Origin of the sequence: Pseudomonas sp. GOM7, from assembly GCF_026723825.1 — a bacterium.
Classification (GTDB): domain Bacteria; phylum Pseudomonadota; class Gammaproteobacteria; order Pseudomonadales; family Pseudomonadaceae; genus Aquipseudomonas.
Map to the genome: position 1 here is coordinate 3166705 of NZ_CP113519.1, position 23952 is coordinate 3190656.

The following is a 23952-nucleotide window of genomic DNA, read 5'->3' on the forward strand; positions in this document are numbered from 1 at the left end:
GGCCTCAAGCGCTCAAAGGCCGTGGCGCTACCGGCGCATGCTCGGCCAGCAGCGCCACGATCCAGTCGATGAACACCCGCAGCTTGGCACTGACATGGCGGTTCGGCGGGAAGGCCAGGTACATGGGCATAGGCGCCATCTGCCAATCCTCGAACAGAGGCACCAGTTCGCCACTGGCCAGATGCGGCTTGGCCATGTAGTCCGGGAGCCAGAGCATGCCCAGTCCTGCCAGCCCCGCCGCCAGATAGGCATTGCCATCGTCGACGGTGAGCAGCGGCCGGCCCTGGCTCTCGACACGCTCCTCCCCGCGCTGCATCGCATAGGGCAAGACCTTGCCCGTGCGCGACCAGAGAAATCCCACGGTGCTGTGCCCGGCGTCCTCCAGCTCGCGCGGATGCAGCGGCGTGCCGCTGCGTTGCAGATAGCCCGGCGTGGCATAGATACCAAGCTGCAGATCGCCCACGTGCCGGGCGATCAGCGATTGATCGGTGATCTCGCCGCCGCGTACCACGCAATCGACGTTCTCGCCGATGATGTCAACGATGCGATCGCTCACCCCCAGGGTCAGCTGGATTTCCGGATAGCGCGCGTAGAAGGCCGGCAATGCCGGGATCAGCAGCAGGCGCGCGAAGGGGCTGGGCACATCCACGCGCAGCCGCCCACGCGGGGCCAGAGCTGCGCTGGACAGGCTGGTCTCGGCATCGTCCAGCTCGGCCAGCAGACGCACCACCCGCTCGTAGTAGGCGGCGCCATCGGCGGTGACATTGACCTTGCGCGTGGTGCGGTTGAGCAGGCGCACACGCAGGCGCGCCTCCAGTTGCTGGACGAGCTGCGTCACGCTGCTGCGATTGATGTGCAACGTTTCGGCCGCCTTGGTGAAGCTGCCGGTCTCCACCACACGGGCGAACGCCTGCATTGCATCGAAACGATCCATCTCGGGTTTCTCTTTTGCTGCTGGATTGTTTGGATTCTACAAACAGTCATGACCCGAGGTGCGTGTTTATCCCGGTCAGGGCTCTTCCTAAAGTGGCTCCATCATTCACCACGGCCCAAACGGGTTCGGATGGAGGCAGGCAATGAGCAACAAACGTGATGTGGTTTTCCCGGCCGAGCGCCATGCGCTGTACGAGCTTCACCGCTATTCTCCGGCGATTCGCAGCAACGGCTTTCTGTTCGTCTCCGGTCAGGTCGGCAGCCGTAAGGACGGCTCACCGGAGCCGGATCTGCGAGCCCAGGTACGCCTGGCCTTCGCCAACCTCAATGCGATTCTGGCCGAGGCCGGCAGCAGCTTCGATGACGTGGTCGATACCACTCTGTTCATGCTCGATCCGCACGCTCAGTTCGAGACCATCTGGGAAGTCGCGGCCGAATACTGGGGCCAGGCCCCCTACCCGACCGTTACCGCCCTCGGCGTGACCTGGCTGGCCGGTTTCGATTTCGAGATCAAGGTAATCGCCAAGCTGCCGGCGTGAGAGATACTGCGCCCGGCCATGTAACTGAGCGCAGCAGACAAGCTCAGAGGTAGGTGAACACGCGCTCGGCCGGCAAACGCGATTTCGGCAACGCGGCGTTGAAATCGCTCTCGCTGTGATAGCCCAGCGCGACCATCACCAGGCTGCGCAGGCCGCGCTCGGCCAGGCCTAGCTCGGCATCCAGGGCATCGCGATCGATGCCTTCCATCGGCGTGGCATCCAGGCCCAGGCTGGCCGCGCCGAACAGCAGCGTGCCGAGCGCCAGGTAGGCCTGCTTCTCCATCCAGTGCGACATGTCGCCCAGTTCGCGATGCAGCTTCACGTAGCTGTTGCGGGTGTTCTGCTGGGTGGTACGGGCGGCATCGTCACGGAAGCGGCCATCGGCGCCCTCCTGCTCCAGCAGCGCCGCCAGGTGCGCCTCGCTCATCTCGCGCAGGGTGCAAATCAGGATCACGTGCGAGGCATCGAGCACCTTCGGCTGGTTGTAGACGAAGCCACCCTGAGTGCCCTTGGCCAGGCGCGCCTTGCCTTCGGTGGAGCTGGCCACGACGAAGTGCCAGGGCTGCGAGTTGACCGACGACGGCGCCAGGCGCAGCAACTCCAACAACTCATCGATGCTCGCCTGCTCCACCTGGCGGGTCGCATCGTAGGCCTTGGTGGTGTAGCGCTGGCGCGCGAAGGAAACGGGGTTCATGAAAGATCTCCTCGGTAAAGGTGGTAAGGGAATGAAGATCAGGCCGAATCAAGCAGACCGGCTCAGCCCAGCGCCCGTGCGCTGAAACGCGGCGCCGGTGCCACGATCTGCTCCTGCGCCGCCACCAGCGGCAGATCGCGCGCACCTTCTGCAGTCTGCTCAACCAGGGCATAGAGCGTCGCAGTGGCCAGTTCCAGAGCCTGTGGCAGTGCCTGCCCGGCCAGCAGGCGACCAAGCAAGGTGGCGGAGAACACGTCGCCCATGCCATTGGGCAATGGATGCAGAGCCAGGCGCGGGGTGCTTACCAGCCAGGCGCCCTCGCCGTTCACTGCCAGGGTGCCCAGTTCGCTATCGGGAATATCAGGCGTCGCCAGGCTGGTGATCACCACGATATCCGGCCCACGACCACGCAGTTGCCGGGCGACTTTCACCGCTTCCTGCAGGCTGCCCAGTTTCGCGCCGGTGAGCAGCTCGAACTCGAACTGGTTGGGGGTGATGATGTTGGCGAAGGGAATGGCCTGGTCACGCAGAAAGTCCGGAATCGCCGGATTGACGAACACGCCCCGACCGACATCGCCCATCACCGGGTCGCACAGGTAGCGCACGCGGGGATTGTGCTGGCGGATCTCACCCACCGCTTCGAGAATCACCCGGCCGCTGTCGGCATCGCCCAGGTAGCCCGACAGTACCGCCGACAGGCGCGGCAACACGCCCCGCTCACGCAGCCCCAGCAGCACCTCGCGCACATGCTCGGCACCAAACACCTGGCCACGGAACTGGCCGTAGCCGGTGTGGTTGGAGAACTGCACGGTATGGATCGGCAGCACCTCGAAGCCCAGGCGTTGCAGCGGGAAGACCGCCGCGGCATTACCGACATGACCCCAGGCGACATGGGATTGGATCGATAGAACCAGCGGTGGCAGGACGGCACTCATCAGGGGCTCCGGCAGTGAAGGGACGGGTGGCGATTATTGGTCATGTCGAGGCCGCAAGGCCACTGCCGGCTCAGGCAGTGACCCGGGTTCCAACGCTCCACCATCGGCACGATGCCCCTAGCTGATCATCAGCCTGGAAACCCCAAGCAGGGCGAGAAAAGGCGCGACCAGGCCATGAAGTCTGAGTGGGCGCGACAACACACCGAGCAGCAGTACGATGCTCACCGCGAAAAACAGACTCTTGAAGCATTCCTCCACGCTCCCTCCGAGGCGCGTCCCGGGTCGCAGCGCCCCTCTCGGCTGCCAGGCGCCAGCCGTACGCATGAGTATGAGCTCCGGCAGGGCTCATCAGGCAGGCATCAGGCGGCCATGCGGCGACAGGCCTCGGCGCAAGCCTTGCAGGTCTTGGCGCAGTCCTGGCAGTGCTTGGCCTCATGCCGGCTGCACTCTTCGCCGCATTGGCTGCAGATCTCGGCGCAGACGCCACAGAAAGCCGCTGCCAGCTCGCTGCCACTGGCCATCAGCGACGCCGCGAGGCGGCACACCTCCGAGCACTCGCGATCTAGCTGGATGCACTGGGCCATCATCTGCACCTGGCCTTCGCTCAGGCAGGCGGCAAAGCAACGGTCACAGGTCACGGCACAGTCCAGACAGGCCTTGATGCAGGATTCGATATCAGCGTTATTCATGAGCATTCTCCACTCGTGGTAGGTCTGCAATCGTCAGTCGATACCCGCACCCGAGGCAGAGTCTCGGGCGACCACGGGCGCCAGGGCCGCGCACACCGGGTTCGACTCGTGACATCGCACTGTGGCCCTGCATGGCACCTCGGGGCTCACCGAGCAGCACGTCAGTCATCAGCAACGTCGAGGGAAATCCTCGCTTCCCTACCCATGCCGGTTTCAGTGGCGATGTGCGCAGTGGACAGAGGCAGGCAAAGCCAGGTTCAGGGAGTTTTCCGCCCTGCCCCTTGCCTCGCTCACCAGTGGCGCTGGGGTTCCGGGCCACGACCCGGCCATGAGCAAAAACAGGCTGAACTCCCTACGAAGCTCCTCAGTCCCCATTACAGGAGCCATCGCCCAGCGACTGGCGCTACGCAACCTCGCTGGCAATTGGCGCATCGCCAACCCGTTCCACCGACTGCAGGAGAATCCAATGGCAAGCATTCAACTGAACGACGCACTGGTGGTGATCACCGGCGCCTCGAGCGGCATCGGCCGCTGCGCCGCCCATGCCTTCGCCCGGCATGGCGCGCGCCTGGTGCTGGCGGCCCGTGATGAAGCGGCACTGGCCACAGTCGTCGAAGAATGCGAGCGAATCGGTGCCCGCGCCCTGGCCGTGCCTACCGACGTCACCCGTAACGAATCGATGCAGCACCTGGCCGAACAGGCCGCGGCCTTCGGCGATGGGCGCATCGATGTCTGGGTCAACAATGCCGGCGTCGGCGCGGTGGGCAGCTTCGAGGACACTCCGCTGAACGCTCACGAGCAGGTGGTGCAGACCGACCTGCTCGGCTACCTGCGCGGCGCCCATGTCGTGCTGCCGTATTTCAAGGCGCAGACCTCGGGCATCCTGATCAACACCCTGTCGCTCGGCAGTTGGGTCGCCCAGCCCTACGCGGCCGCCTATTCCGCCGCCAAGTACGGCTTGCGCGGGCTCACCGAGGCGCTGCGCGGCGAACTGGTGCGCTGGCCGCACATCCATATCTGCGACCTCTACCCAGCGGTGATGGACACCCCCGGCTTTCGCGATGGCGCCAACTTCACCGGCCACCAGCTCAGCCCGCCGCCGCCACGCTACGATCCGCGCCAGGTCGCCGATGCCATGGTGGAACTGGCCCTCGATCCCCGCCCGAGCCGCACGGTGGGGCGAGCCGCCACCCTGCTGCGCCTCGGCCACTTCCTCCTGCCGGGCTTCGCCCAGCTCTCCGGGCTGGTGGTGGGCAGCGCGCTGAAACGCGGGCCACGCACGCCGCACTCCACCGGCAACCTGTTCCAGCCAGCGACTGGGGAGCGGCGCATCGACGGCGGCTGGCGCAGCAGCCCGGCGGATAGCCGGATGCCGGCCCTGCTGACCGGCACGGCGGCCGTGCTGCTGGTCGGCTGGGGGCTGATGCGCCTGCGTAGCGGCTCTCGCTGAGCCGCCCGACCTGACTGGGCCGCAGCCGACACCCTGGACTTTCTCAGTGAGATGCAGAGGGTGCTGTTTCGCGCCGTGATGAGCTGGGCCTGCCGGCCAGCGAGCATTCGGCCAGGCGCCAGCGCCAGTTCGTGGCCTTGATCGAAGGGGCTGGCAGTATCGGCTTGGGACAACTGCGCGGGCGAGCAGAAGTCTTCTGTACGGAGTGAGTACTTCCCATCTGTACAGCAACATGCCCGGCCTGGCGCCGCTGGTAGCGTGGTCGCCCTCGCAGTAAGTAAATCTGTCCCGTTTTCCTTGTTCAATGGTGCGCGCGGCGCACCCTACCCTTGTGCGCCGCGATGGCTGAAGTTACAGATGCCAAGTGATACCATTGCGCGCTTCGACGCCGCCCTGGGTACCATCAGGCTGCGGCGCCACGATACCCGACACACCCACCCATGCCGAGCAGCCCCAACGGCTCGTCTGCCGGCAGGGTCGTAGCCCTCACTCATCTGCGCAGGTTCGTCTTCCTCGGTTCGGGCCGGGTTGCAAGGCTCGAAGCGGTATCACCCGTTCAACAGCGCGCCTCAAGTTACTGATAGGTAAGCCCTTTGATTTCCACCGCTAACATCACCATGCAGTTCGGCGCCAAGCCGCTGTTCGAGAACGTTTCCGTCAAGTTCAACAACGGCAACCGCTACGGCCTGATCGGCGCCAACGGCTGCGGCAAGTCGACTTTCATGAAGATTCTCGGCGGCGATCTGGAGCCGTCGGCCGGCCAGGTGATGCTCGAACCCAACGTGCGTCTGGGCAAGCTGCGCCAGGATCAGTTCGCCTACGAAGAATTCAACGTGATCGACACCGTGATCATGGGCCACGAGGAGCTGTGGAAGGTCAAGGCCGAGCGCGACCGCATCTATTCGCTGCCGGAAATGAGCGAAGAAGACGGCATGAAGGTGGGCGAGCTGGAAGGCGAGTTCGCCGAGATGGACGGCTACACCGCCGAGTCCCGCGCCGGCGAACTGCTACTAGGCCTGGGCATTCCGCTGGAACAGCACTTCGGCCCGATGAGCGAAGTCGCCCCCGGCTGGAAGCTGCGCGTACTGCTGGCTCAGGCGCTGTTCGCCGACCCGGACGTGCTGCTGCTCGACGAACCGACCAACCACCTGGATATCAACACCATCCGCTGGCTGGAAAACATCCTCACGGCGCGTAACAGCACCATGATCATCATTTCCCACGACCGCCACTTCCTGAATGCGGTCTGCACACATATGGCCGACCTGGACTACGGCGAGCTGCGCCTGTTCCCCGGCAACTACGACGAGTACATGACCGCTGCGACCCAGGCACGCGAGCAACTGCTGGCCGACAACGCCAAGAAGAAGGCGCAGATCGCCGAGCTGCAGACCTTCGTCAGCCGCTTCTCGGCCAACGCCTCCAAGGCCAAGCAGGCCACCAGCCGCGCCAAGCAGATCGATAAGATCCAGCTCGCCGAGGTCAAGCCGTCCAGCCGCGTCAGCCCGTTCATCCGCTTCGACCAGAACAAGAAGCTGCACCGCCAGGCGGTCACCGTCGAGAAGCTGTCCAAAGCCTTCGACGACAAGGTGCTGTTCAAGAACTTCAGCTTCACCATCGAGGCCGGCGAGCGTGTGGCCATCATCGGCCCCAACGGCATCGGCAAGACCACCCTGCTACGCAACCTGGTCGGTGAGATGACCCCGGACGCCGGCGCGGTGAAATGGACCGACAGCGCCGAGGTGGGCTACTATGCCCAGGATCACGCCCACGACTTCGAGGCCGACGAAACCCTGTTCGAGTGGATGGGTCAGTGGACCAGCGGCGAGCAGAACATTCGCGCCGCCCTGGGCCGCATGCTGTTCTCCTCCGACGAGATCCAGAAGTCGGTCAAGGTGCTCTCCGGTGGTGAGCAGGGCCGCATGCTGTTCGGCAAGCTGGCCTGCCAGAAGCCCAACGTGCTGGTGATGGACGAACCGACCAACCACCTGGACATGGAGTCCATCGAGGCGCTCAACCTGGCGCTGGAGAACTACCCGGGCACGCTGATCTTCGTCAGCCACGACCGTGAGTTCGTCAGCTCCCTGGCCACGCGCATCATCGAGCTGTCGGACAATGGTGTGACCGATTTCAGTGGCAGCTACGACGACTACCTGCGCAGCCAGGGCGTGATCGTCTGACGTCTGCTTCAGAAATGAAAAAGCCCGCGACTGCGGGCTTTTTCATGGCCGCTCGATCAGGCCATAGGCGTCAGATGCGGAACTGACGCACCAGTGCGTTGAGGCGATCGCCTAGCCCAGCCAGGCTGCGCGCGGTCTGCGCGCCCTGCTCCGTCTCGCTGGCGACGCTGTCAACCGCTCCGGCGATCTGGTGCACGCTGCGGTTGATCTCCTCGGCCACAGCGGTCTGCTCCTCGGCCGCACTGGCGATCTGCGCGTTCATCGCGTTGATGGTGGCGATCAGTTGCGCGATGGCATCCAGCGAGGCGCCGGCCTTGTTCGCCTGTTCACTGGTCAGCTCGCCGGCATCGCTGGAGCGGCGCATGGCCGTGACCGAAGCCTGGGTGCCCTGCTGCAGGCGGTCGATCATGCCCTGGATTTCCCGAGTGCTTTGCTGGGTGCGGCTGGCCAGCGCTCGCACCTCGTCGGCCACCACGGCGAAACCGCGCCCGGCCTCCCCGGCCCGCGCCGCCTCGATGGCCGCATTGAGCGCCAACAGGTTGGTCTGCTCGGCGATGGAACGGATCACGTCGAGCACGCTGACGATGGACTGCACGTCCTGCTGCAAGCTGTCCAGCGACGCGCCGCTGCTGCGGATATCCTCCACCAGGGCATGAATGCTCTGGATGCTGCCGTCGACCACGCGCTTGGCCTCCTGGCCTTCATGGTCGGTCTGCTGGGCAGCCTCGGCCGCGTTCTGCGCACTCTTGGCCACCTCATGCGCTGCCGCCGACATCTGGTTGATCGCCGTGGCCACCTGATCGGTTTCATGGCGCTGCTGCGCCATGGCCTGCTCGGAACGCTGCGCCTGAGCGGACACCTGACCGACCAGGTCGGTGAGCTGGCCGGTCATTTCGGCGATCTGCCGCACCAGACCATGGATCTTCTCGACGAAGCGATTGAAGGAGCCGGACAGCTCGCCCAGCTCATCCTGGCTGGTAATGGGGAGGCGATGGGTAAGATCACCGTCGCCCGCGGCGATGTCATCGAGGTTCGCCTTGATCTGCACCAGTGGCCGTAGAAAGGCATTGCCCAACCACACCGCGACGATACCGACCAGCACCAGCAGCACCGCTGCCACGACGACAACACTGGTGATGATGGTGCTGATGCGCTTGTCGATGGCTGCCTGCACCTCGGCGATCTGCGCCTCGATACCGTCAAGATTGAGCGCAGTACCCAACGCCATGTCCCACTTGGGCAGGTAGTAGCTGTAGGCGAGCTTGGGCACCTGCACCGACTCGTTGCCCGGCAGCGGCGAGGAATAGTTCACGAAGTAGGTATTGTTCTTGGCGACATTGACCAGCTCGCGGTTGATGTAAACGCCGTTCACATCACGCCGGTCGATCAGGCTCTTGCCGACGTCCACCGGGCTGTCGCTGCGAAACAGGCGCACCACGTTGGAATCATGCGCGAAGAAGTAACCGTCAGTGCCGTACTTGATCTTCGAGAGAATGGCGATAGCCTGCTCGCGGCTGGCCATGTCGCCCTGACTGGCGTTGTCGTAGAGGCTCTTCACCGCCCCGACGGCGATCTGGATGTAGTTCTGCAGCTCGGTGCGCTTCTCCTGCAGCAAACGCTCTCGGGTCTCGGCCACCTCGTCGGCGGCCAGGCTCTGCAACACCTGGGCGGCGGTACCGCTGAGCACCAGTGCGAAGAGCATCACCGGCACCAGGGCCAGGAGTATTACCTTGGCTTTCAATGTCAGGCGCATTTCTTATTGTCCTTTAATGCTGCCAATGAAAAAACGGGGCTAGCGCTTGTATCGGCAGCCCCGCTGAAGAACTTGAAAGCGACCTGATGGACTGAAAATCCGAGCGCGGAAGATGCCCTCACAGAAGCATAGCTGCGGCCCAACCGAACGCTAGCAGCGGCAGGTTGTAGTGCATAAAGGTGGGCACCACGCTGTCCCAGATGTGGTTGTGCTGGCCGTCGATGTTCAGACCGGCGGTGGGCCCCAGGGTGGAGTCGGACGCCGGCGAGCCAGCATCGCCCAAGGCTCCGGCCGTGCCGACGATACTGACGATGGCCAAAGGGCTGAACCCCAGTTGCAGGCCCAGCGGGACGAAGATCGCGGCAATGATCGGCACGGTGGAGAATGACGAGCCGATGCCCATGGTCACCAGCAGCCCCACCAGCAGCATCAGCAGTGCGCCCAAGGCCTTGTTGTGGCCGATCAGCTCGGCCGCGCCATTCACCAGGGCCTTCACCTCGCCGGTCGCCTCCATCACCGCGGCGAAGCCAGCCGCCGCGATCATGATGAAGCCGATCATGGCCATCATCTTCATGCCTTCGGTGAACAGGCCATCGGCCTCGCGCCAACGCACCACACCGGAGATCGAGAAGATCACGAAGCCCGCCAGGGCGCCGATGATCATCGAATCCAGCCAGAGCTGCACGACGAAGGCAGCGGCGATGGCGACGCCGGCCACCAGCAGGCTCACGGGGTTGTATTGGACGTCCACCCGTTCGGCCTGTTCGATCTTCTTCAGGTCGTAGCTGCGTTTACCGCGGTAGCTGAACAGCACGGCGACCAGCAACCCACAGAACATGCCCAGAGCCGGAATCGCCATGGCCTGGGTGATGCTCACGCCACTGACGTCGACGCCGGCGTGGGCGACGTTGGCCAGCAGGATTTCGTTGAGGAAGATGCTGCCGAAGCCGACGGGCAGAAACATGTAAGGCGTGACCAGGCCGAAGGTCAGCACGCAGGCGATCAGTCGGCGATCCAGTTGCTGCCGGCTCATGACGTATAGCAGTGGCGGCACCAGCAGAGGGATGAAGGCGATATGGATCGGCAGAACGTTCTGCGAGGCGATAGCCACCAGGAGCAGCAGCGCGATCAGGCCCCACTTGAGCACAGCACCGCCACCTTCGTGCTGACTGTCGACCAGCCTCAATGCCTTGTCGGCCAGAGCATGAGCCAGGCCGGACTTGGCAATGGCCACGGCGAAGGCGCCCAGCAATGCGTAGGACAGCGCCACCTTGGCGCCACCGCCTAACCCCTGGTTGAACGCGGCCAGCGTGCCGTCAACGCCTAACCCACCGAGCATGCCACCGACCAGCGCACCGGCGATCAACGCCACGACCACATGGACGCGACAAAGGCTGAGCACCAACATGATGCCAACCGCAGCGATTACAGCGTTCATAAAAGAGCCTACCTGCCGGAATGCCGGCTGGGGCCGGCGCAAAAAGCCGCGTACTTTGAAGCAAGCGGGCTACGCTGTCAAAAACCACTTACCGTTCATTATATTAATCGTTTCGTGCATAATTTCGATCGATCGCTGTACCAGTCAAGAAGACCGCCCGTTTGCCGATAACTGCACCAGCCCTCGTAGAAAGGAACGCATCATGCCGTTCAGCCGTCTTTCGATCCAATGGAAGATCACCTTGCTCGCCGGCCTATGCCTGCTCGCCATCGTGATCCTATTGATCGGCGCATCACAGTACCAATCCAGTCGTAGCGCCACCCTGGTGCGAGATGCCAGCGCCACCATGATGGAGGAAAGTGCCAAGCAGCGCCTGAAGGCACTCGCCGAGCTGCAAGCGATTCGCATCCAGCGCTATTTCATGGAGTCCTACCAATACGGTAAGAGCTTCTCCCGGCAGTTCCTGTTCTTGCGAGAGCAGGCCAACAAACGCTTTCTCGATGCCTTTGATCTGCGTGAAGATCTCGCACGCCAGATGCGTACCAACCTGGAAGCCAATCCCGATCTGCTCGGTATGTACCTGGTATTCGACCCCAACTTACTCGACGGCAAGGACGAGCTCTTCGTCGATCAGCCTAAGCAGGGCGGCAACGATACAGGACGCTTTGCGCTGTACTGGTCACAGTCGACACCCGGCGAGCTTGCCTCCGAAACCATATCCGAGGAGCTTCTGGCGGACAGCACGCCCGGAGACAACGGTGTGCCCTACAACGCGTGGAATACCTGCCCTCGCGAAACGCGACAGCCTTGCGTGCTGGAACCCTATTACGATGTGGTTGGCGGCCAGAAGGTACTGATGACCAGCATCGCCTTCCCGCTGGAGCAGGACGGCAAGATCATCGGTGTGACGGGCCTGGACATCAGCCTCGACAGCCTGCAGAAAATCAGCCAGGAGGCCAATCGCGAACTTTACGAGGGCCAGGGCCACGTCAGCATTCTCAGCCCCTCTGCCCTGCTGGTTGGCCATAGCCGCGATGCCAGCCTGCTCAGCCTGCCGGTGGAACGCGCCTACCCGGAAAAAGCCGCTCAATTGCGCCAACTGATTCAGAACGGTACGGCTGCCGAACTCGATCACAGCGACATATTGCAAGAGCTGAGCCCGTTCCGACCGATTCCGGAAGCCAAGCCCTGGAGCGTGCTGCTCGAAGTGCCCAAGGCCATCTTGCTTGAGCGAGCCATTCATCTCAGCGGCCAGTTGGACGAGCGCCAGGCCAGCGACAAACTGTTCGCCCTGCTGCTCGGTCTAGGGGCCGCAGCAGCCGGCCTGCTGCTGATGTGGCTGACCGCACGTGGCGTGACCCGGCCCATCCTCGGTGTGGCCGCGATGCTCAAGGACATCGCCAGCGGCGAAGGCGATCTCACTCGCCGCCTGGGCTATGCCAGGCGTGACGAGCTGGGAGAGCTGGCGAGCTGGTTCAACCGTTTCCTCGACAAGCTTCAGCCCATCATCGCCGACGTCAAGAACAGCGTCGTCGATGCGCGCAGCACCGCGGACCAGGCCGCGTCCATCGCCAGCCAGACCAGCGCGGGCATGCAGCAGCAGTACCGCGAGGTGGATCAGGTTGCCACCGCCTTCCAGGAAATGAGCGCCACGGCTCACGACGTAGCTCACAACGCAGCGCAGGCGGCTGAGGCGGCACGCGGTGCCGATCAAGCCAGCCGCGAAGGCCAGCAGGAGGTCGACAGGACCACGAGCAGCATCGAATTGCTGGCCAACGAGATGAATGTCGCCATGCAAGAGGTCGAAGGCCTGTCCAGCAGCAGCGAAAAAATTGGCTCGGTGCTGGAAGTGATTCGCGCCATCGCCGAGCAGACCAACCTACTGGCACTCAATGCCGCCATCGAGGCAGCACGCGCTGGCGAGGCAGGTCGAGGCTTCGCTGTGGTGGCTGACGAGGTACGCAACCTGGCCCAGCGCACCCAAGGCTCGGTCGAAGAGATCCGCCTGGTCATCGAAGGCCTGCAGAATGGTACCCGTGAGGTGGTCAGCACCATGCAAAGCAGCTATCACCAGGCCCAGGGCAGTGTCGATCAGGTACAAAAGGCGGTCGCCGCGCTGCAGCGCATCAGCCAGGCGGTAAGCGTGATCACCGACATGAATCTGCAGATCGCCAGCGCGGCCGAAGAGCAGAGCTCGGTCGCCGAAGAGATCAACCGCAACGTCGCCGCGATTCGCGATGTCACCGAAGCCATTACCGCACAGGCAGGCGAATCGGCCCAGGTAAGCCAGAACCTAAATCGGCTGGCCAACCACCAGCAGGGTCTGATGGATCAGTTCCGCGTATGACGCCAGATCATCCCTGATCTGGCAGCGCCTCCCTTGCAGCGCAGGCGGTCAATGGCCTAGCCTGCGTTCTTTTTTTGAGGGAAGCAGCATGCTCAATATCGCCTTGGTCGCCGGCTCCAGCCGTAACAACAGCCAGTCGGGGAAGGTCGCACGTTTTCTGCGTCAGCGTCTGATCGAAATGGGTCATACCACCCAGGAATCAAGCAGCATCATCGACCTGGGTCTGGCGCCGCTGCCACTCTGGCCCGCCGAAGACGCCGGCCCCTGGGAGCTCTATCGCCAGCAACTGGCGGCAGCCGATGCCCTGGTGATCGTTGCGCCGGAGTGGAACGGCATGGCTTGTCCGGCAATCAAGAACTTCTTCCTCTACGCCAGCAAGGCGGAGCTGGCGCACAAGCCGGGACTGCTGGTGGGCGTTTCCTCGGGTATCGGTGGCGCCTACCCGATCAGCGAACTGCGCGCCTCCAGCTACAAGAACTGCCGCCTCTGCTATCTGCCCGAACACCTGATCGTGCGCCAGGTGGAGAAGGTGCTGAATGCACCACAGGCGCAGGACGAAGCCGATCAGCGCATCCACGAGCGCGCCGATTATGCCCTCGATGTACTGGTGCGCTACGCCCATGCTCTGCAGCCGGTACGCGCTGCCATAGGCTTCGACAATCAGGCGTTCGCCAACGGCATGTAAGGACGCTCAGCAGGCCGTTGAAAAACGTATGCGACGACTGCATGGATGCAGGAGGTAGAGCGAAGCAGGAAGCCCGAGCCGAGGCAGCCAGTGCAATACCGATGGCGGCCCCGCAAAAACAGGCGAAAAACGACCGGGGTCGCGCTCGACTTTACGAGCTGTAAATGAGCATTTTGATCGGACTCGCGCACGAGCCTGTTTTTAACGCAGCAATGGCAACGTAGGTAGTTTTTCAACAGCCTGTTAGCGGCTCGGCAGTTCGATGGCCACACGCAGCCCGCCCAGCGGGCTGTCCTGCAAGGTGATGGAGCCACCCCAGGCTTCGACGATATCGCGCACGATGCCCAGCCCCAGGCCATGCCCGGCGACTTGCTCGTCCAGGCGCGTGCCCCGCCCCAGCACCTCCTCACGGCGCTGCGGTTCGATGCCCGGGCCATCGTCATCGACATGGATCAGCAGCTTGCCAGGCGTCTCCTGTAACGCCAGGCGCACCTGGCCATCGGCCCATTTGCAGGCGTTGTCCAGCAGATTGCCGAGCAGCTCCAGCAGGTCTTCGCGATCGCGCTGCACCACCAGGCCGGCAGGTGCCTGCCAGTCCAGTTCGATGCCATGGTCATGAATCATCGCCAGGGTGGCGAATAGCCCTGGCAGTTCCTGGGCACAATCGAAGCGCGCGCCTGGCAGTGCCTCCCCTGCCAGGCGCGCACGGCCCAGCTCGCGGCTCAGGCGCTGTTCGATCTGTTCGAGCTGTTCGCGCAACGTGGCACGCAAGGCCGGATGGGCCGCCAATTCCTCGCGCCCGGCCAGGCTGATCAACACGGCCAACGGGGTTTTCAGGGCATGGCCCAGATTACCCAGGGCGTTACGCGAGCGCTTCAGGGTGTCCTCGGTATGGGCCAGCAGGTGGTTGATCTGCGCCACCAGGGGCTCCAGCTCTTCAGGCACTTGGGTATCCAGCTCGCTGCGCTGGCCTTGCTGCAACTGGGCGATCTGCTGGCGCACCTGCTCCAGAGGCTTCAGGGCTCGCCGCACCGTGTAGCGCTGGGCAATCAGGATCAGCACCAGCGCGGCGCCCCCCAGCCCTAGGCCCAGCCACTGCATGCGGCGAAAGCCCTGCAGGATCGGCGCGTAGTCCTGCGCCACGCTGATCGACAGGTTTTCCCCGTAACGCCGGTAGTCGGCGCGGTACACCAGCAGGCGCTGCCCTTGCGGCCCATCGCTGAGACCATCGTGCATGCCAGGGCCTGCAGGCTTGAGCAACTCACGATCCCACAACGAGCGTGAGCGCCAACTGTGATCAGTGAAATCGATGCGGAAATAATGGCCGGAGAACTGCCGCTGGAAGGACGGGTCGAGGCGCCGTTCATCCAGTTGCAGGCCCGCCGGGCCACGCACCAGAGCGGCCAGCAAGCCCTGCGCTTCGTCGCGCAGATCTTCCTCCAGGTAAGCGCGCAAACCACGGTCGAACACCCACAAGCCCGCCTGCGCCAGGGCCAGGCCAACCAGCAACAACACGGCCGCCAGGCCCAGGCTCAGGCGCCGCTGAATCGACCTCACCCACGCTCTCCGCTGAAGCGGTAGCCCTGGCCGCGCCGGGTTTCGATGACTTCGCGCCCCAGCTTGCCGCGCAGACGATTGACATGAACCTCGATCACGTTGGAATCACGCTCGGTTTCGCCATCGTAGAGGTGGTCGGCCAGGTGGCTCTTGGACAGGATCTGCCCAGGGTGCAGCATGAAATAGCGCAGCAGCCGGAATTCGGCGGCCGTCAGATCGATGCGCTGCCCGCCAGCGGTCACGCACTGGCGGCTTTCGTCCAGTTGCAGGCCGGCCGCCTCCAGTTGCGGCTGGTTAGCCAGGCCATGGGCACGGCGCAGCAGGGCCTGAATGCGCAAGGCCAGTTCTTCCGGGTGGAAGGGCTTGGTCAGGTAATCGTCGGCCCCTGCTTTCAGGCCCTCGATGCGCTCGGCCCAGGAACCGCGCGCGGTGAGCACCAGTACAGGGGTGGTTAGGCCGCCGGCACGCCACTCCTGCAACACCTCGAGCCCAGGTTTGCCCGGCAGACCGAGATCCAGAATGATCAGGTCATAGGGCTCGCTTGCGCCCTGGTATGCGGCATCGCGGCCGTCTGCCAGCCAATCCACGGCATACCCCTGGCGGGTCAGGCTCGCACTCAACTCATCGGCCAGGGGCACATGATCCTCAACCAGTAACAGGCGCATCAGTCATCTTCCTCGTCCTTCAGTACGCGTCCGTCACGCGCGTCCAGTTCCAGCTCGCGTACCACACCCTGCGGCGTGAGAATCTCCACTTCGTAGACCAGTACGCCGTCCTCCTCCTCGAGTTCGGCCTCCAGCAGCGTGGAGCCAGGATAATGCTGATCCACCCGTTTCATCATCTGCTCGAAGGGCAGGATGACCCCCTCCCGGCGCAGGCGCAGGGCCTCGTCCTGGTCGAGATCACGCGCCAGGCTCACGCCACTGAGCAGCACGCCACTCAGCAGCATGAGGATGGCAAAGGTACGCATGTTCATCAGTCATCCTGGTGATTTTTGAGAATGGCGCCGCTGCTGGCGTCGAGTTCCAGATCCCATTGCACGCCATTGGCATCGTGCAACTCGACCTGGTAGATGTAGCGACCATATTCGTCCTCGAGTTCGCTTTCCCTGATGCTGCCACCCGGGTGCTGGGCCAGCGCCAGTTCATTGAGCTGCTCGAAGGATTTGATGGTACCGGCATCCTGCAGTCGCTGCGCCTCATCCGGCGCCAGATCGCGCGCCTGGGCAATGGTAGCGGCGCCAGCAAGCGTGGCAAAGGCCAGAACACTGAGCAATCGATTCATGAGTAGACTCCAGTAAAGAAAACTGTACGGCCACCACTGTAAGTAATGGCACTTAATTCAAGCTGAATGCTGTCTCGCACAGGTGCGTCATTCAGCCACTGAAGTCGCTTGGCCGTGCTTCACAGGGCTCTATAATCGCCAGCTTGCATCGATGGAGATGATGATGAGCGCAATCCATATCAAAGCCCCCGCCCTGACCATCAAGGCCGGCAGCAAGGCCCTGGCCCGCATCCGCGAGCAAGGCCTGAGCCCAGCGGATGTCGGCATTCTGCCGGGCGCCGCAGGCGGGCCCAAAGGGCTGGGCATTCAGGGGCTGGATCTGGCGCTGTTCGGCGACTGGCTGGCCCGGGCGCCGCGTGAACGGGCGCTGATCGGCGCCTCCATCGGCTCCTGGCGTTTCGCCAGCGCCTGTCTGCCCGACCCAGCCGAGGGCATTCGCCGACTCGGTGAACTCTACACCTCGCAACGCTTCGCCAAGGGCGTGAGCATGGCCGAAGTGTCAAGCACTTGTCGGCGCATGCTGGATGAGCTACTGGCCGATCAGGATGCCGACATCATCGGCAATGCCCACTACCGCCTGCATGTCGTCGTGGTGAGAAGTCAGGGCCTCTTGCAACACGATCATCGTGGCAAGCTCAGCCTCGGGCTGTCCTCGGTGATAGGTAACAACCTGCTGGCCCGACAACGCTTGGCGCGCCATTTCGAGCGGGTGATTCTGCATGACGCCCGCCAGCTACCGCCCCTGGCACGACTTCAGGACTTTACCTCGCACTTTCACGTGTTGACGGCCGACAACCTGCGCCACGCCCTTATGGCTTCCGGGTCGATCCCCATGGTCATGGAAGCCATCCGTGAGATTCCCGGTCTGCAGCCGGGCGCCTACCGCGATGGCGGCCTGCTCGACTATCATCTCGACCTGCCCTACAGCGGTGACGACATCGTGCTCTACCCGCACTTCACCGACCGGGTGATTCCGGGCTGGTTCGACAAGGGCATTCCCTGGCGACGCAGCACGCCTGGGCATCTGCAGAACGTGGTGCTGCTTGCCCCCTCTGCGCAATACCTGGCGCGCCTGCCCCATGGCAAGCTGCCGGATCGTCGCGACTTCAAGCGCTATCTCGGTGACGATGCAGGTCGCGAACGTTACTGGCGGCAGGCCATGGCCGAAAGTGAACGCCTGGGTGACGAATTTCTCGAACTGGTGGAAAGCGGCCAGCTCGCGACTCGCTTGCAACCACTATGAGCTGAGGCGACTGTGTGCCTTCCTGAAGCTCACAGGCTGCCCGGCCGATGGGCAAGAACTGTTAAACTGCGCGCCCTAACGATCATGGCAAGCCGAGCGCAACACAGTGGAACTGTTCAAGGAATTCATCTTCGAGGCGGCCCATCGCCTCCCCCATGTCCCCGCAGGCCACAAATGCGGTCGCCTGCATGGCCACTCGTTCCGGGTGGCCCTGCATATCGAAGGCGAGATGGATCCCCATACCGGCTGGATACGCGACTTCTCCGAGATCAAGGCGATCTTCAAGCCCATCTACGAGCAACTTGATCACAACTACCTCAACGACATCCCTGGCCTGGAAAACCCCACCAGCGAGGTGCTGGCCAAGTGGATCTGGCAACAGGTCAAACCCCTGCTGCCCGAACTGTCACGCGTGCGAATCCACGAGACCTGCACCAGCGGCTGCGAATATCGCGGCGATTGATCAGCGCCCCAGCCACACCAAGGCCACCTTCTAGGTGGCCTTTTCATTGCGAAGTCAGCGTAGGGTGCGCTGCGCGCACCATGGCCATGAACCCGGAGCCTCGGTACGCACAGCGCATCTACAGGCTGCTCGGATCCCGTATGTATCGAGCCACCTTGAATCTGCGTAGGGTGCGCCGCGCGCACCATGGCCATAAACCCGGAGCATCGGTGCGCACAGCGCCCCCTACGCCAGGCTTCGACTTTTCCCGGCGCAAAGAAGAAACCCCAGACCGCGTTGGCGATCTGGGGTTTCGTATAGGAGCTTGACGATGATCTGGCCGGCACTCCGGGACTCTCACCGCCACCTGCCATTTTTCGCGCACATAGAAGAACGCCCTGACCAGTTACCTGATCAGGGCGTTCGTATAGGAGCTTGACGATGACCTACTCTCACATGGTGAAGCACCACACTACCATCGGCGATGCGTCGTTTCACTACTGAGTTCGGGATGGGATCAGGTGGTTCCAACGCTCTATGGTCGTCAAGCAATTCGGTTGGGATCTCGTCGTTAGACGCTATCCCCTGGATACGTGATAGAAGCTTTGTAGTTCTTGCAAATTTTCGGCTTTCTGTCGACTTCACCATCGACACCCTCTGCACGAGGGCAGATTGTTTGGGTGTTATATGGTCAAGCCTCACGGGCAATTAGTATTGGTTAGCTCAACGCCTCACAGCGCTTACACACCCAACCTATCAACGTCGTAGTCTCCGACGGCCCTTTAGGGAGCTCGAGGCTCCAGTGAGATCTCATCTTGAGGCAAGTTTCCCGCTTAGATGCTTTCAGCGGTTATCTCTTCCGAACATAGCTACCCGGCAGTGCCACTGGCGTGACAACCGGAACACCAGAGGTTCGTCCAACCCGGTCCTCTCGTACTAAGGTCAGCCCCTCTCAAATCTCAAACGTCCACGGCAGATAGGGACCGAACTGTCTCACGACGTTCTAAACCCAGCTCGCGTACCACTTTAAATGGCGAACAGCCATACCCTTGGGACCGGCTTCAGCCCCAGGATGTGATGAGCCGACATCGAGGTGCCAAACACCGCCGTCGATATGAACTCTTGGGCGGTATCAGCCTGTTATCCCCGGAGTACCTTTTATCCGTTGAGCGATGGCCCTTCCATACAGAACCACCGGATCACTAAGACCTACTTTCGTACCTGCTCGACGTGTCTGTCTCGCAGTCAAGCGCGCTTTTGCCTTTATACTCTACGACCGATTTCCGACCGGTCTGAGCGCACCTTCGTACTCCTCCGTTACTCTTTGGGAGGAGACCGCCCCAGTCAAACTACCCACCATACACTGTCCTCGACCCGGATGACGGGCCAGAGTTAGAACCTCAAGGTTGCCAGGGTGGTATTTCAAGGATGGCTCCATGAGAACTGGCGTCCCCACTTCAAAGCCTCCCACCTATCCTACACAAGCAAGCTCAAAGTCCAGTGCAAAGCTATAGTAAAGGTTCACGGGGTCTTTCCGTCTAGCCGCGGATACACTGCATCTTCACAGCGATTTCAATTTCACTGAGTCTCGGGTGGAGACAGCGCCGCCATCGTTACGCCATTCGTGCAGGTCGGAACTTACCCGACAAGGAATTTCGCTACCTTAGGACCGTTATAGTTACGGCCGCCGTTTACCGGGGCTTCGATCAAGAGCTTCGCTTGCGCTAACCCCATCAATTAACCTTCCGGCACCGGGCAGGCGTCACACCCTATACGTCCACTTTCGTGTTTGCAGAGTGCTGTGTTTTTAATAAACAGTCGCAGCGGCCTGGTATCTTCGACCGGCATGGGCTTACGCAGTAAATGCTTCACCCTCACCGGCGCACCTTCTCCCGAAGTTACGGTGCCATTTTGCCTAGTTCCTTCACCCGAGTTCTCTCAAGCGCCTTGGTATTCTCTACCTAACCACCTGTGTCGGTTTGGGGTACGGTTCCTAGTTACCTGAAGCTTAGAAGCTTTTCCTGGAAGCATGGCATCAACCACTTCGCATTCTAAAAGAACGCTCGTCATCAGCTCTCGGCCTTGATCTCCCGGATTTACCTAAGAAACCAGCCTACCGCCTTAAACACGGACAACCAACGCCGTGCTGGCCTAGCCTTCTCCGTCCCTCCATCGCAGTAACTAGAAGTACGGGAATATTAACCCGTTTCCCATCGACTACGCATTTCTGCCTCGCCTTAGGGGCCGACTCACCCTGCGTCGATTAACGTTGCGCAGGAAACCTTGGTCTTTCGGCGTGCGAGTTTTTCACTCGCATTGTCGTTACTCATGTCAGCATTCGCACTTCTGATACCTCCAGCAAGCTTCTCAACTCACCTTCACAGGCTTACAGAACGCTCCTCTACCGCTCATCCAAAGGATGAACCCGTAGCTTCGGTGTATGGTTTGAGCCCCGTTACATCTTCCGCGCAGGCCGACTCGACTAGTGAGCTATTACGCTTTCTTTAAAGGATGGCTGCTTCTAAGCCAACCTCCTAGCTGTCTAAGCCTTCCCACATCGTTTCCCACTTAACCATAACTTTGGGACCTTAGCTGACGGTCTGGGTTGTTTCCCTTTTCACGACGGACGTTAGCACCCGCCGTGTGTCTCCCGTGCTGACACTTGCTGGTATTCGGAGTTTGCATCGGTTTGGTAAGTCGGGATGACCCCCTAGCCGAAACAGTGCTCTACCCCCAGCAGTGATACACGAGGCGCTACCTAAATAGCTTTCGAGGAGAACCAGCTATCTCCGAGCTTGATTAGCCTTTCACTCCGATCCACAGGTCATCCGCTAACTTTTCAACGGTAGTCGGTTCGGTCCTCCAGTCAGTGTTACCTAACCTTCAACCTGCCCATGGATAGATCGCCCGGTTTCGGGTCTATACCCAGCGACTAAAGCGCCCTATTAAGACTCGCTTTCGCTACGCCTCCCCTATTCGGTTAAGCTCGCCACTGAATATAAGTCGCTGACCCATTATACAAAAGGTACGCAGTCACCCAACAAAGTAGGCTCCCACTGCTTGTACGCATACGGTTTCAGGTTCTATTTCACTCCCCTCTCCGGGGTTCTTTTCGCCTTTCCCTCACGGTACTGGTTCACTATCGGTCAGTCAGTAGTATTTAGCCTTGGAGGATGGTCCCCCCATGTTCAGACAAGGTTTCTCGTGCCCCGTCCTACTCGATTTCATTGATAAGAGCGTTTCGTGTACGGGGCTATCACCCACTACGGCGGCACTTTCCAGAGCCTTCCACTACACTCAAATCAACTTAAGGGCTAGTCCCCGTTCGCTCGCCACTACTTAGGGAATCTCGGTTGATTTCTTTTCCTCAGGGTACTTAGATGTTTCAGTTCCCCTGGTTCGCCTCTTGCACCTATGGATTCAGTACAAGATACCTAGGTTATCCTAGGTGGGTTCCCCCATTCAGACATCTCTGGATCACAGTCTGTTTGCCGACTCCCCAAAGCTTTTCGCAGGCTACCACGTCTTTCATCGCCTCTGACTGCCAAGGCATCCACCGTATGCGCTTCTTCACTTGACCATATAACCCCAAGCAATCTGGTTACTGTCTCAATCGTGAAGACGACATTCGCCGAAAATTTGCGTCTTGAGAACTACAAATTTTACCTTGACCAGATCAATTGCCAGTGAAAGCAATCAATCAGTCACTTCTATCACATATCCAAATTTTTAAAGAACGATGTTTCTACCGGTCAAAAGACCAGAAATCAGCACTCACCAGGTCTACCCTGAAGCGCTCATTTCTGAACTCTTTCCTTCTACCGCAACGCGCGAGAGTGGTGGAGCCAAGCGGGATCGAACCGCTGACCTCCTGCGTGCAAAGCAGGCGCTCTCCCAGCTGAGCTATGGCCCCGTAATCTTCTGCACCAAGCAATTGGTAGGTCTGGGCAGATTTGAACTGCCGACCTCACCCTTATCAGGGGTGCGCTCTAACCAACTGAGCTACAGACCTATAACAGGGTCGCGTTACAGCATCGTCTTCGACTATGAATCAAGCAATTCGTGTGGGAACTTATGAAGAAGCTGATGTCTTCGATTAAGGAGGTGATCCAGCCGCAGGTTCCCCTACGGCTACCTTGTTACGACTTCACCCCAGTCATGAATCACTCCGTGGTAACCGTCCCCCCGAAGGTTAGACTAGCTACTTCTGGAGCAACCCACTCCCATGGTGTGACGGGCGGTGTGTACAAGGCCCGGGAACGTATTCACCGTGACATTCTGATTCACGATTACTAGCGATTCCGACTTCACGCAGTCGAGTTGCAGACTGCGATCCGGACTACGATCGGTTTTATGGGATTAGCTCCACCTCGCGGCTTGGCAACCCTTTGTACCGACCATTGTAGCACGTGTGTAGCCCTGGCCGTAAGGGCCATGATGACTTGACGTCATCCCCACCTTCCTCCGGTTTGTCACCGGCAGTCTCCTTAGAGTGCCCACCATAACGTGCTGGTAACTAAGGACAAGGGTTGCGCTCGTTACGGGACTTAACCCAACATCTCACGACACGAGCTGACGACAGCCATGCAGCACCTGTGTCTGAGTTCCCGAAGGCACCAATCCATCTCTGGAAAGTTCTCAGCATGTCAAGGCCAGGTAAGGTTCTTCGCGTTGCTTCGAATTAAACCACATGCTCCACCGCTTGTGCGGGCCCCCGTCAATTCATTTGAGTTTTAACCTTGCGGCCGTACTCCCCAGGCGGTCAACTTAATGCGTTAGCTGCGCCACTAAAATCTCAAGGATTCCAACGGCTAGTTGACATCGTTTACGGCGTGGACTACCAGGGTATCTAATCCTGTTTGCTCCCCACGCTTTCGCACCTCAGTGTCAGTATCAGTCCAGGTGGTCGCCTTCGCCACTGGTGTTCCTTCCTATATCTACGCATTTCACCGCTACACAGGAAATTCCACCACCCTCTACCGTACTCTAGCTCGCCAGTTTTGGATGCAGTTCCCAGGTTGAGCCCGGGGCTTTCACATCCAACTTAACGAACCACCTACGCGCGCTTTACGCCCAGTAATTCCGATTAACGCTTGCACCCTTCGTATTACCGCGGCTGCTGGCACGAAGTTAGCCGGTGCTTATTCTGTCGGTAACGTCAAAATTGCACGGTATTAACGTACAACCCTTCCTCCCAACTTAAAGTGCTTTACAATCCGAAGACCTTCTTCACACACGCGGCATGGCTGGATCAGGCTTTCGCCCATTGTCCAATATTCCCCACTGCTGCCTCCCGTAGGAGTCTGGACCGTGTCTCAGTTCCAGTGTGACTGATCATCCTCTCAGACCAGTTACGGATCGTCGCCTTGGTGAGCCATTACCTCACCAACTAGCTAATCCGACCTAGGCTCATCTGATAGCGCAAGGCCCGAAGGTCCCCTGCTTTCTCCCGTAGGACGTATGCGGTATTAGCGTTCCTTTCGGAACGTTATCCCCCACTACCAGGCAGATTCCTAGGCATTACTCACCCGTCCGCCGCTAAATCAAGGAGCAAGCTCCTCTCATCCGCTCGACTTGCATGTGTTAGGCCTGCCGCCAGCGTTCAATCTGAGCCATGATCAAACTCTTCAGTTCAATACTGCTTGGGTTTTGAGAAAACCCTAAACTTGGCTCAGCAATCGCAAATCTCTTACTTAAAAGAGTAACTCTCGAATTCACGAGTGTTGCTTTGTGATGCTGATAATCTGTCGACTATCAGGCTTACCTCACAAGCACCCACACGA

16 protein-coding genes, 2 tRNA genes, 3 rRNA genes and 2 pseudogenes are annotated in these 23952 nt (G+C 60.9%); 7 read left to right on the forward strand and 16 right to left on the reverse strand.

The window, feature by feature from the left end:
- Positions 1–4: 4 nt before the first annotated feature.
- Positions 5–934, reverse strand: a complete 930-nt coding sequence (locus OU800_RS13890; RefSeq protein ID WP_268177881.1) for a LysR family transcriptional regulator — start codon at positions 932–934, stop codon at positions 5–7.
- 142 nt (positions 935–1076) lie between these two features.
- On the opposite strand from OU800_RS13890, the gene OU800_RS13895 reads away from it, so the two are divergent.
- Entirely contained in the window at positions 1077–1472 is a 396-nt protein-coding gene (locus tag OU800_RS13895) for a RidA family protein (RefSeq protein ID WP_268177882.1), read from the forward strand.
- A 43-nt stretch (positions 1473–1515) separates the two neighbouring features.
- On the opposite strand, the gene nfsB is transcribed toward OU800_RS13895, so the two are convergent.
- The 3 genes from nfsB to OU800_RS13910 form a co-directional block, all read right to left on the reverse strand.
- Positions 1516–2166: an oxygen-insensitive NAD(P)H nitroreductase gene (nfsB, locus tag OU800_RS13900; RefSeq protein ID WP_268177883.1), complete on the reverse strand. Its 651-nt coding sequence runs from the start codon at positions 2164–2166 to the stop codon at positions 1516–1518.
- A 62-nt stretch (positions 2167–2228) separates the two neighbouring features.
- The gene (gene pdxY, locus OU800_RS13905) at positions 2229–3101 is read right to left on the reverse strand and encodes a pyridoxal kinase PdxY (RefSeq protein ID WP_268177884.1); all 873 of its coding nucleotides are present in this window, start codon (positions 3099–3101) and stop codon (positions 2229–2231) included.
- A gap of 359 nt (positions 3102–3460) precedes the next feature.
- A complete protein-coding gene (locus OU800_RS13910) occupies positions 3461–3790 on the reverse strand; it encodes a four-helix bundle copper-binding protein (RefSeq protein WP_268177885.1) in 330 nt (109 codons plus the stop codon).
- 466 nt (positions 3791–4256) lie between these two features.
- Here OU800_RS13910 and OU800_RS13915 point away from each other — a divergent pair, with 466 nt between their 5' ends.
- Together OU800_RS13915 and OU800_RS13920 are read left to right on the forward strand one after the other, a co-directional pair.
- Positions 4257–5240 (forward strand): SDR family oxidoreductase, encoded by a 984-nt coding sequence (locus OU800_RS13915; protein ID WP_268177886.1) that lies wholly within the window; start codon positions 4257–4259, stop codon positions 5238–5240.
- Positions 5241–5833: 593 nt separating this feature from the next.
- The gene (locus OU800_RS13920; RefSeq protein ID WP_268177887.1) at positions 5834–7420 is read left to right on the forward strand and encodes an ABC-F family ATPase; all 1587 of its coding nucleotides are present in this window, start codon (positions 5834–5836) and stop codon (positions 7418–7420) included.
- A 70-nt stretch (positions 7421–7490) separates the two neighbouring features.
- On the opposite strand, the pseudogene OU800_RS24380 reads toward OU800_RS13920, so the two are convergent.
- The 3 genes and pseudogenes from OU800_RS24380 to OU800_RS13930 all read right to left on the reverse strand — a co-directional run.
- A pseudogene (locus tag OU800_RS24380) lies at positions 7491–8489 on the reverse strand (methyl-accepting chemotaxis protein); the annotation flags it as partial.
- A gap of 156 nt (positions 8490–8645) precedes the next feature.
- A pseudogene (locus OU800_RS24385) lies at positions 8646–9173 on the reverse strand (cache domain-containing protein); the annotation flags it as partial.
- A gap of 118 nt (positions 9174–9291) precedes the next feature.
- Positions 9292–10611: a Na+/H+ antiporter family protein gene (locus OU800_RS13930; protein ID WP_268177889.1), complete on the reverse strand. Its 1320-nt coding sequence runs from the start codon at positions 10609–10611 to the stop codon at positions 9292–9294.
- A gap of 202 nt (positions 10612–10813) precedes the next feature.
- On the opposite strand from OU800_RS13930, the gene OU800_RS13935 reads away from it, so the two are divergent.
- Positions 10814–12958, forward strand: coding sequence for a methyl-accepting chemotaxis protein (locus OU800_RS13935; RefSeq protein ID WP_268177890.1), 2145 nt, complete (start codon positions 10814–10816; stop codon positions 12956–12958).
- 88 nt (positions 12959–13046) lie between these two features.
- On the forward strand, positions 13047–13643 hold the full coding sequence (locus tag OU800_RS13940; RefSeq protein WP_268177891.1) for an NADPH-dependent FMN reductase: 597 nt from the start codon (positions 13047–13049) through the stop codon (positions 13641–13643).
- A gap of 243 nt (positions 13644–13886) precedes the next feature.
- Here the strand turns inward: OU800_RS13940 and OU800_RS13945 are convergent, their stop codons facing one another.
- The 4 genes from OU800_RS13945 to OU800_RS13960 are packed head-to-tail and all read right to left on the reverse strand — an operon-like array spanning position 13887 to position 16484.
- Positions 13887–15200: a sensor histidine kinase gene (locus OU800_RS13945; protein ID WP_268177892.1), complete on the reverse strand. Its 1314-nt coding sequence runs from the start codon at positions 15198–15200 to the stop codon at positions 13887–13889.
- Positions 15197–15865, reverse strand: coding sequence for a response regulator transcription factor (locus OU800_RS13950; protein WP_268177893.1), 669 nt, complete (start codon positions 15863–15865; stop codon positions 15197–15199). The genes OU800_RS13945 and OU800_RS13950 overlap by 4 nt, the downstream gene beginning before the upstream one ends.
- On the reverse strand, positions 15865–16170 hold the full coding sequence (locus tag OU800_RS13955) for a PepSY domain-containing protein (protein WP_268184327.1): 306 nt from the start codon (positions 16168–16170) through the stop codon (positions 15865–15867). The genes OU800_RS13950 and OU800_RS13955 overlap by 1 nt, the downstream gene beginning before the upstream one ends.
- A 5-nt stretch (positions 16171–16175) precedes the next feature.
- Positions 16176–16484 (reverse strand): PepSY domain-containing protein, encoded by a 309-nt coding sequence (locus OU800_RS13960; RefSeq protein ID WP_268177894.1) that lies wholly within the window; start codon positions 16482–16484, stop codon positions 16176–16178.
- Between the two features lie 163 nt (positions 16485–16647).
- On the opposite strand from OU800_RS13960, the gene OU800_RS13965 reads away from it, so the two are divergent.
- Both OU800_RS13965 and queD read left to right on the forward strand, forming a co-directional pair.
- The gene (locus OU800_RS13965) at positions 16648–17727 is read left to right on the forward strand and encodes a patatin-like phospholipase family protein (protein WP_268177895.1); all 1080 of its coding nucleotides are present in this window, start codon (positions 16648–16650) and stop codon (positions 17725–17727) included.
- Between the two features lie 106 nt (positions 17728–17833).
- Positions 17834–18190 (forward strand): 6-carboxytetrahydropterin synthase QueD, encoded by a 357-nt coding sequence (gene queD / locus OU800_RS13970; protein ID WP_268177896.1) that lies wholly within the window; start codon positions 17834–17836, stop codon positions 18188–18190.
- A gap of 412 nt (positions 18191–18602) precedes the next feature.
- Here the strand turns inward: queD and rrf are convergent.
- The 5 genes from rrf to OU800_RS13995 form a co-directional block, all read right to left on the reverse strand.
- A 5S ribosomal RNA gene (rrf, locus tag OU800_RS13975) occupies positions 18603–18718 on the reverse strand.
- A 138-nt stretch (positions 18719–18856) separates the two neighbouring features.
- Positions 18857–21749: ribosomal RNA gene (locus tag OU800_RS13980) — 23S ribosomal RNA — on the reverse strand.
- A gap of 257 nt (positions 21750–22006) precedes the next feature.
- A tRNA-Ala gene (locus OU800_RS13985) sits at positions 22007–22082 on the reverse strand.
- A gap of 22 nt (positions 22083–22104) precedes the next feature.
- A tRNA-Ile gene (locus OU800_RS13990) sits at positions 22105–22181 on the reverse strand.
- 85 nt (positions 22182–22266) lie between these two features.
- A 16S ribosomal RNA gene (locus tag OU800_RS13995) occupies positions 22267–23803 on the reverse strand.
- Together the 16S, 23S and 5S rRNA genes with 2 tRNA genes alongside form the textbook arrangement of a ribosomal RNA operon.
- Positions 23804–23952: the final 149 nt, after the last annotated feature.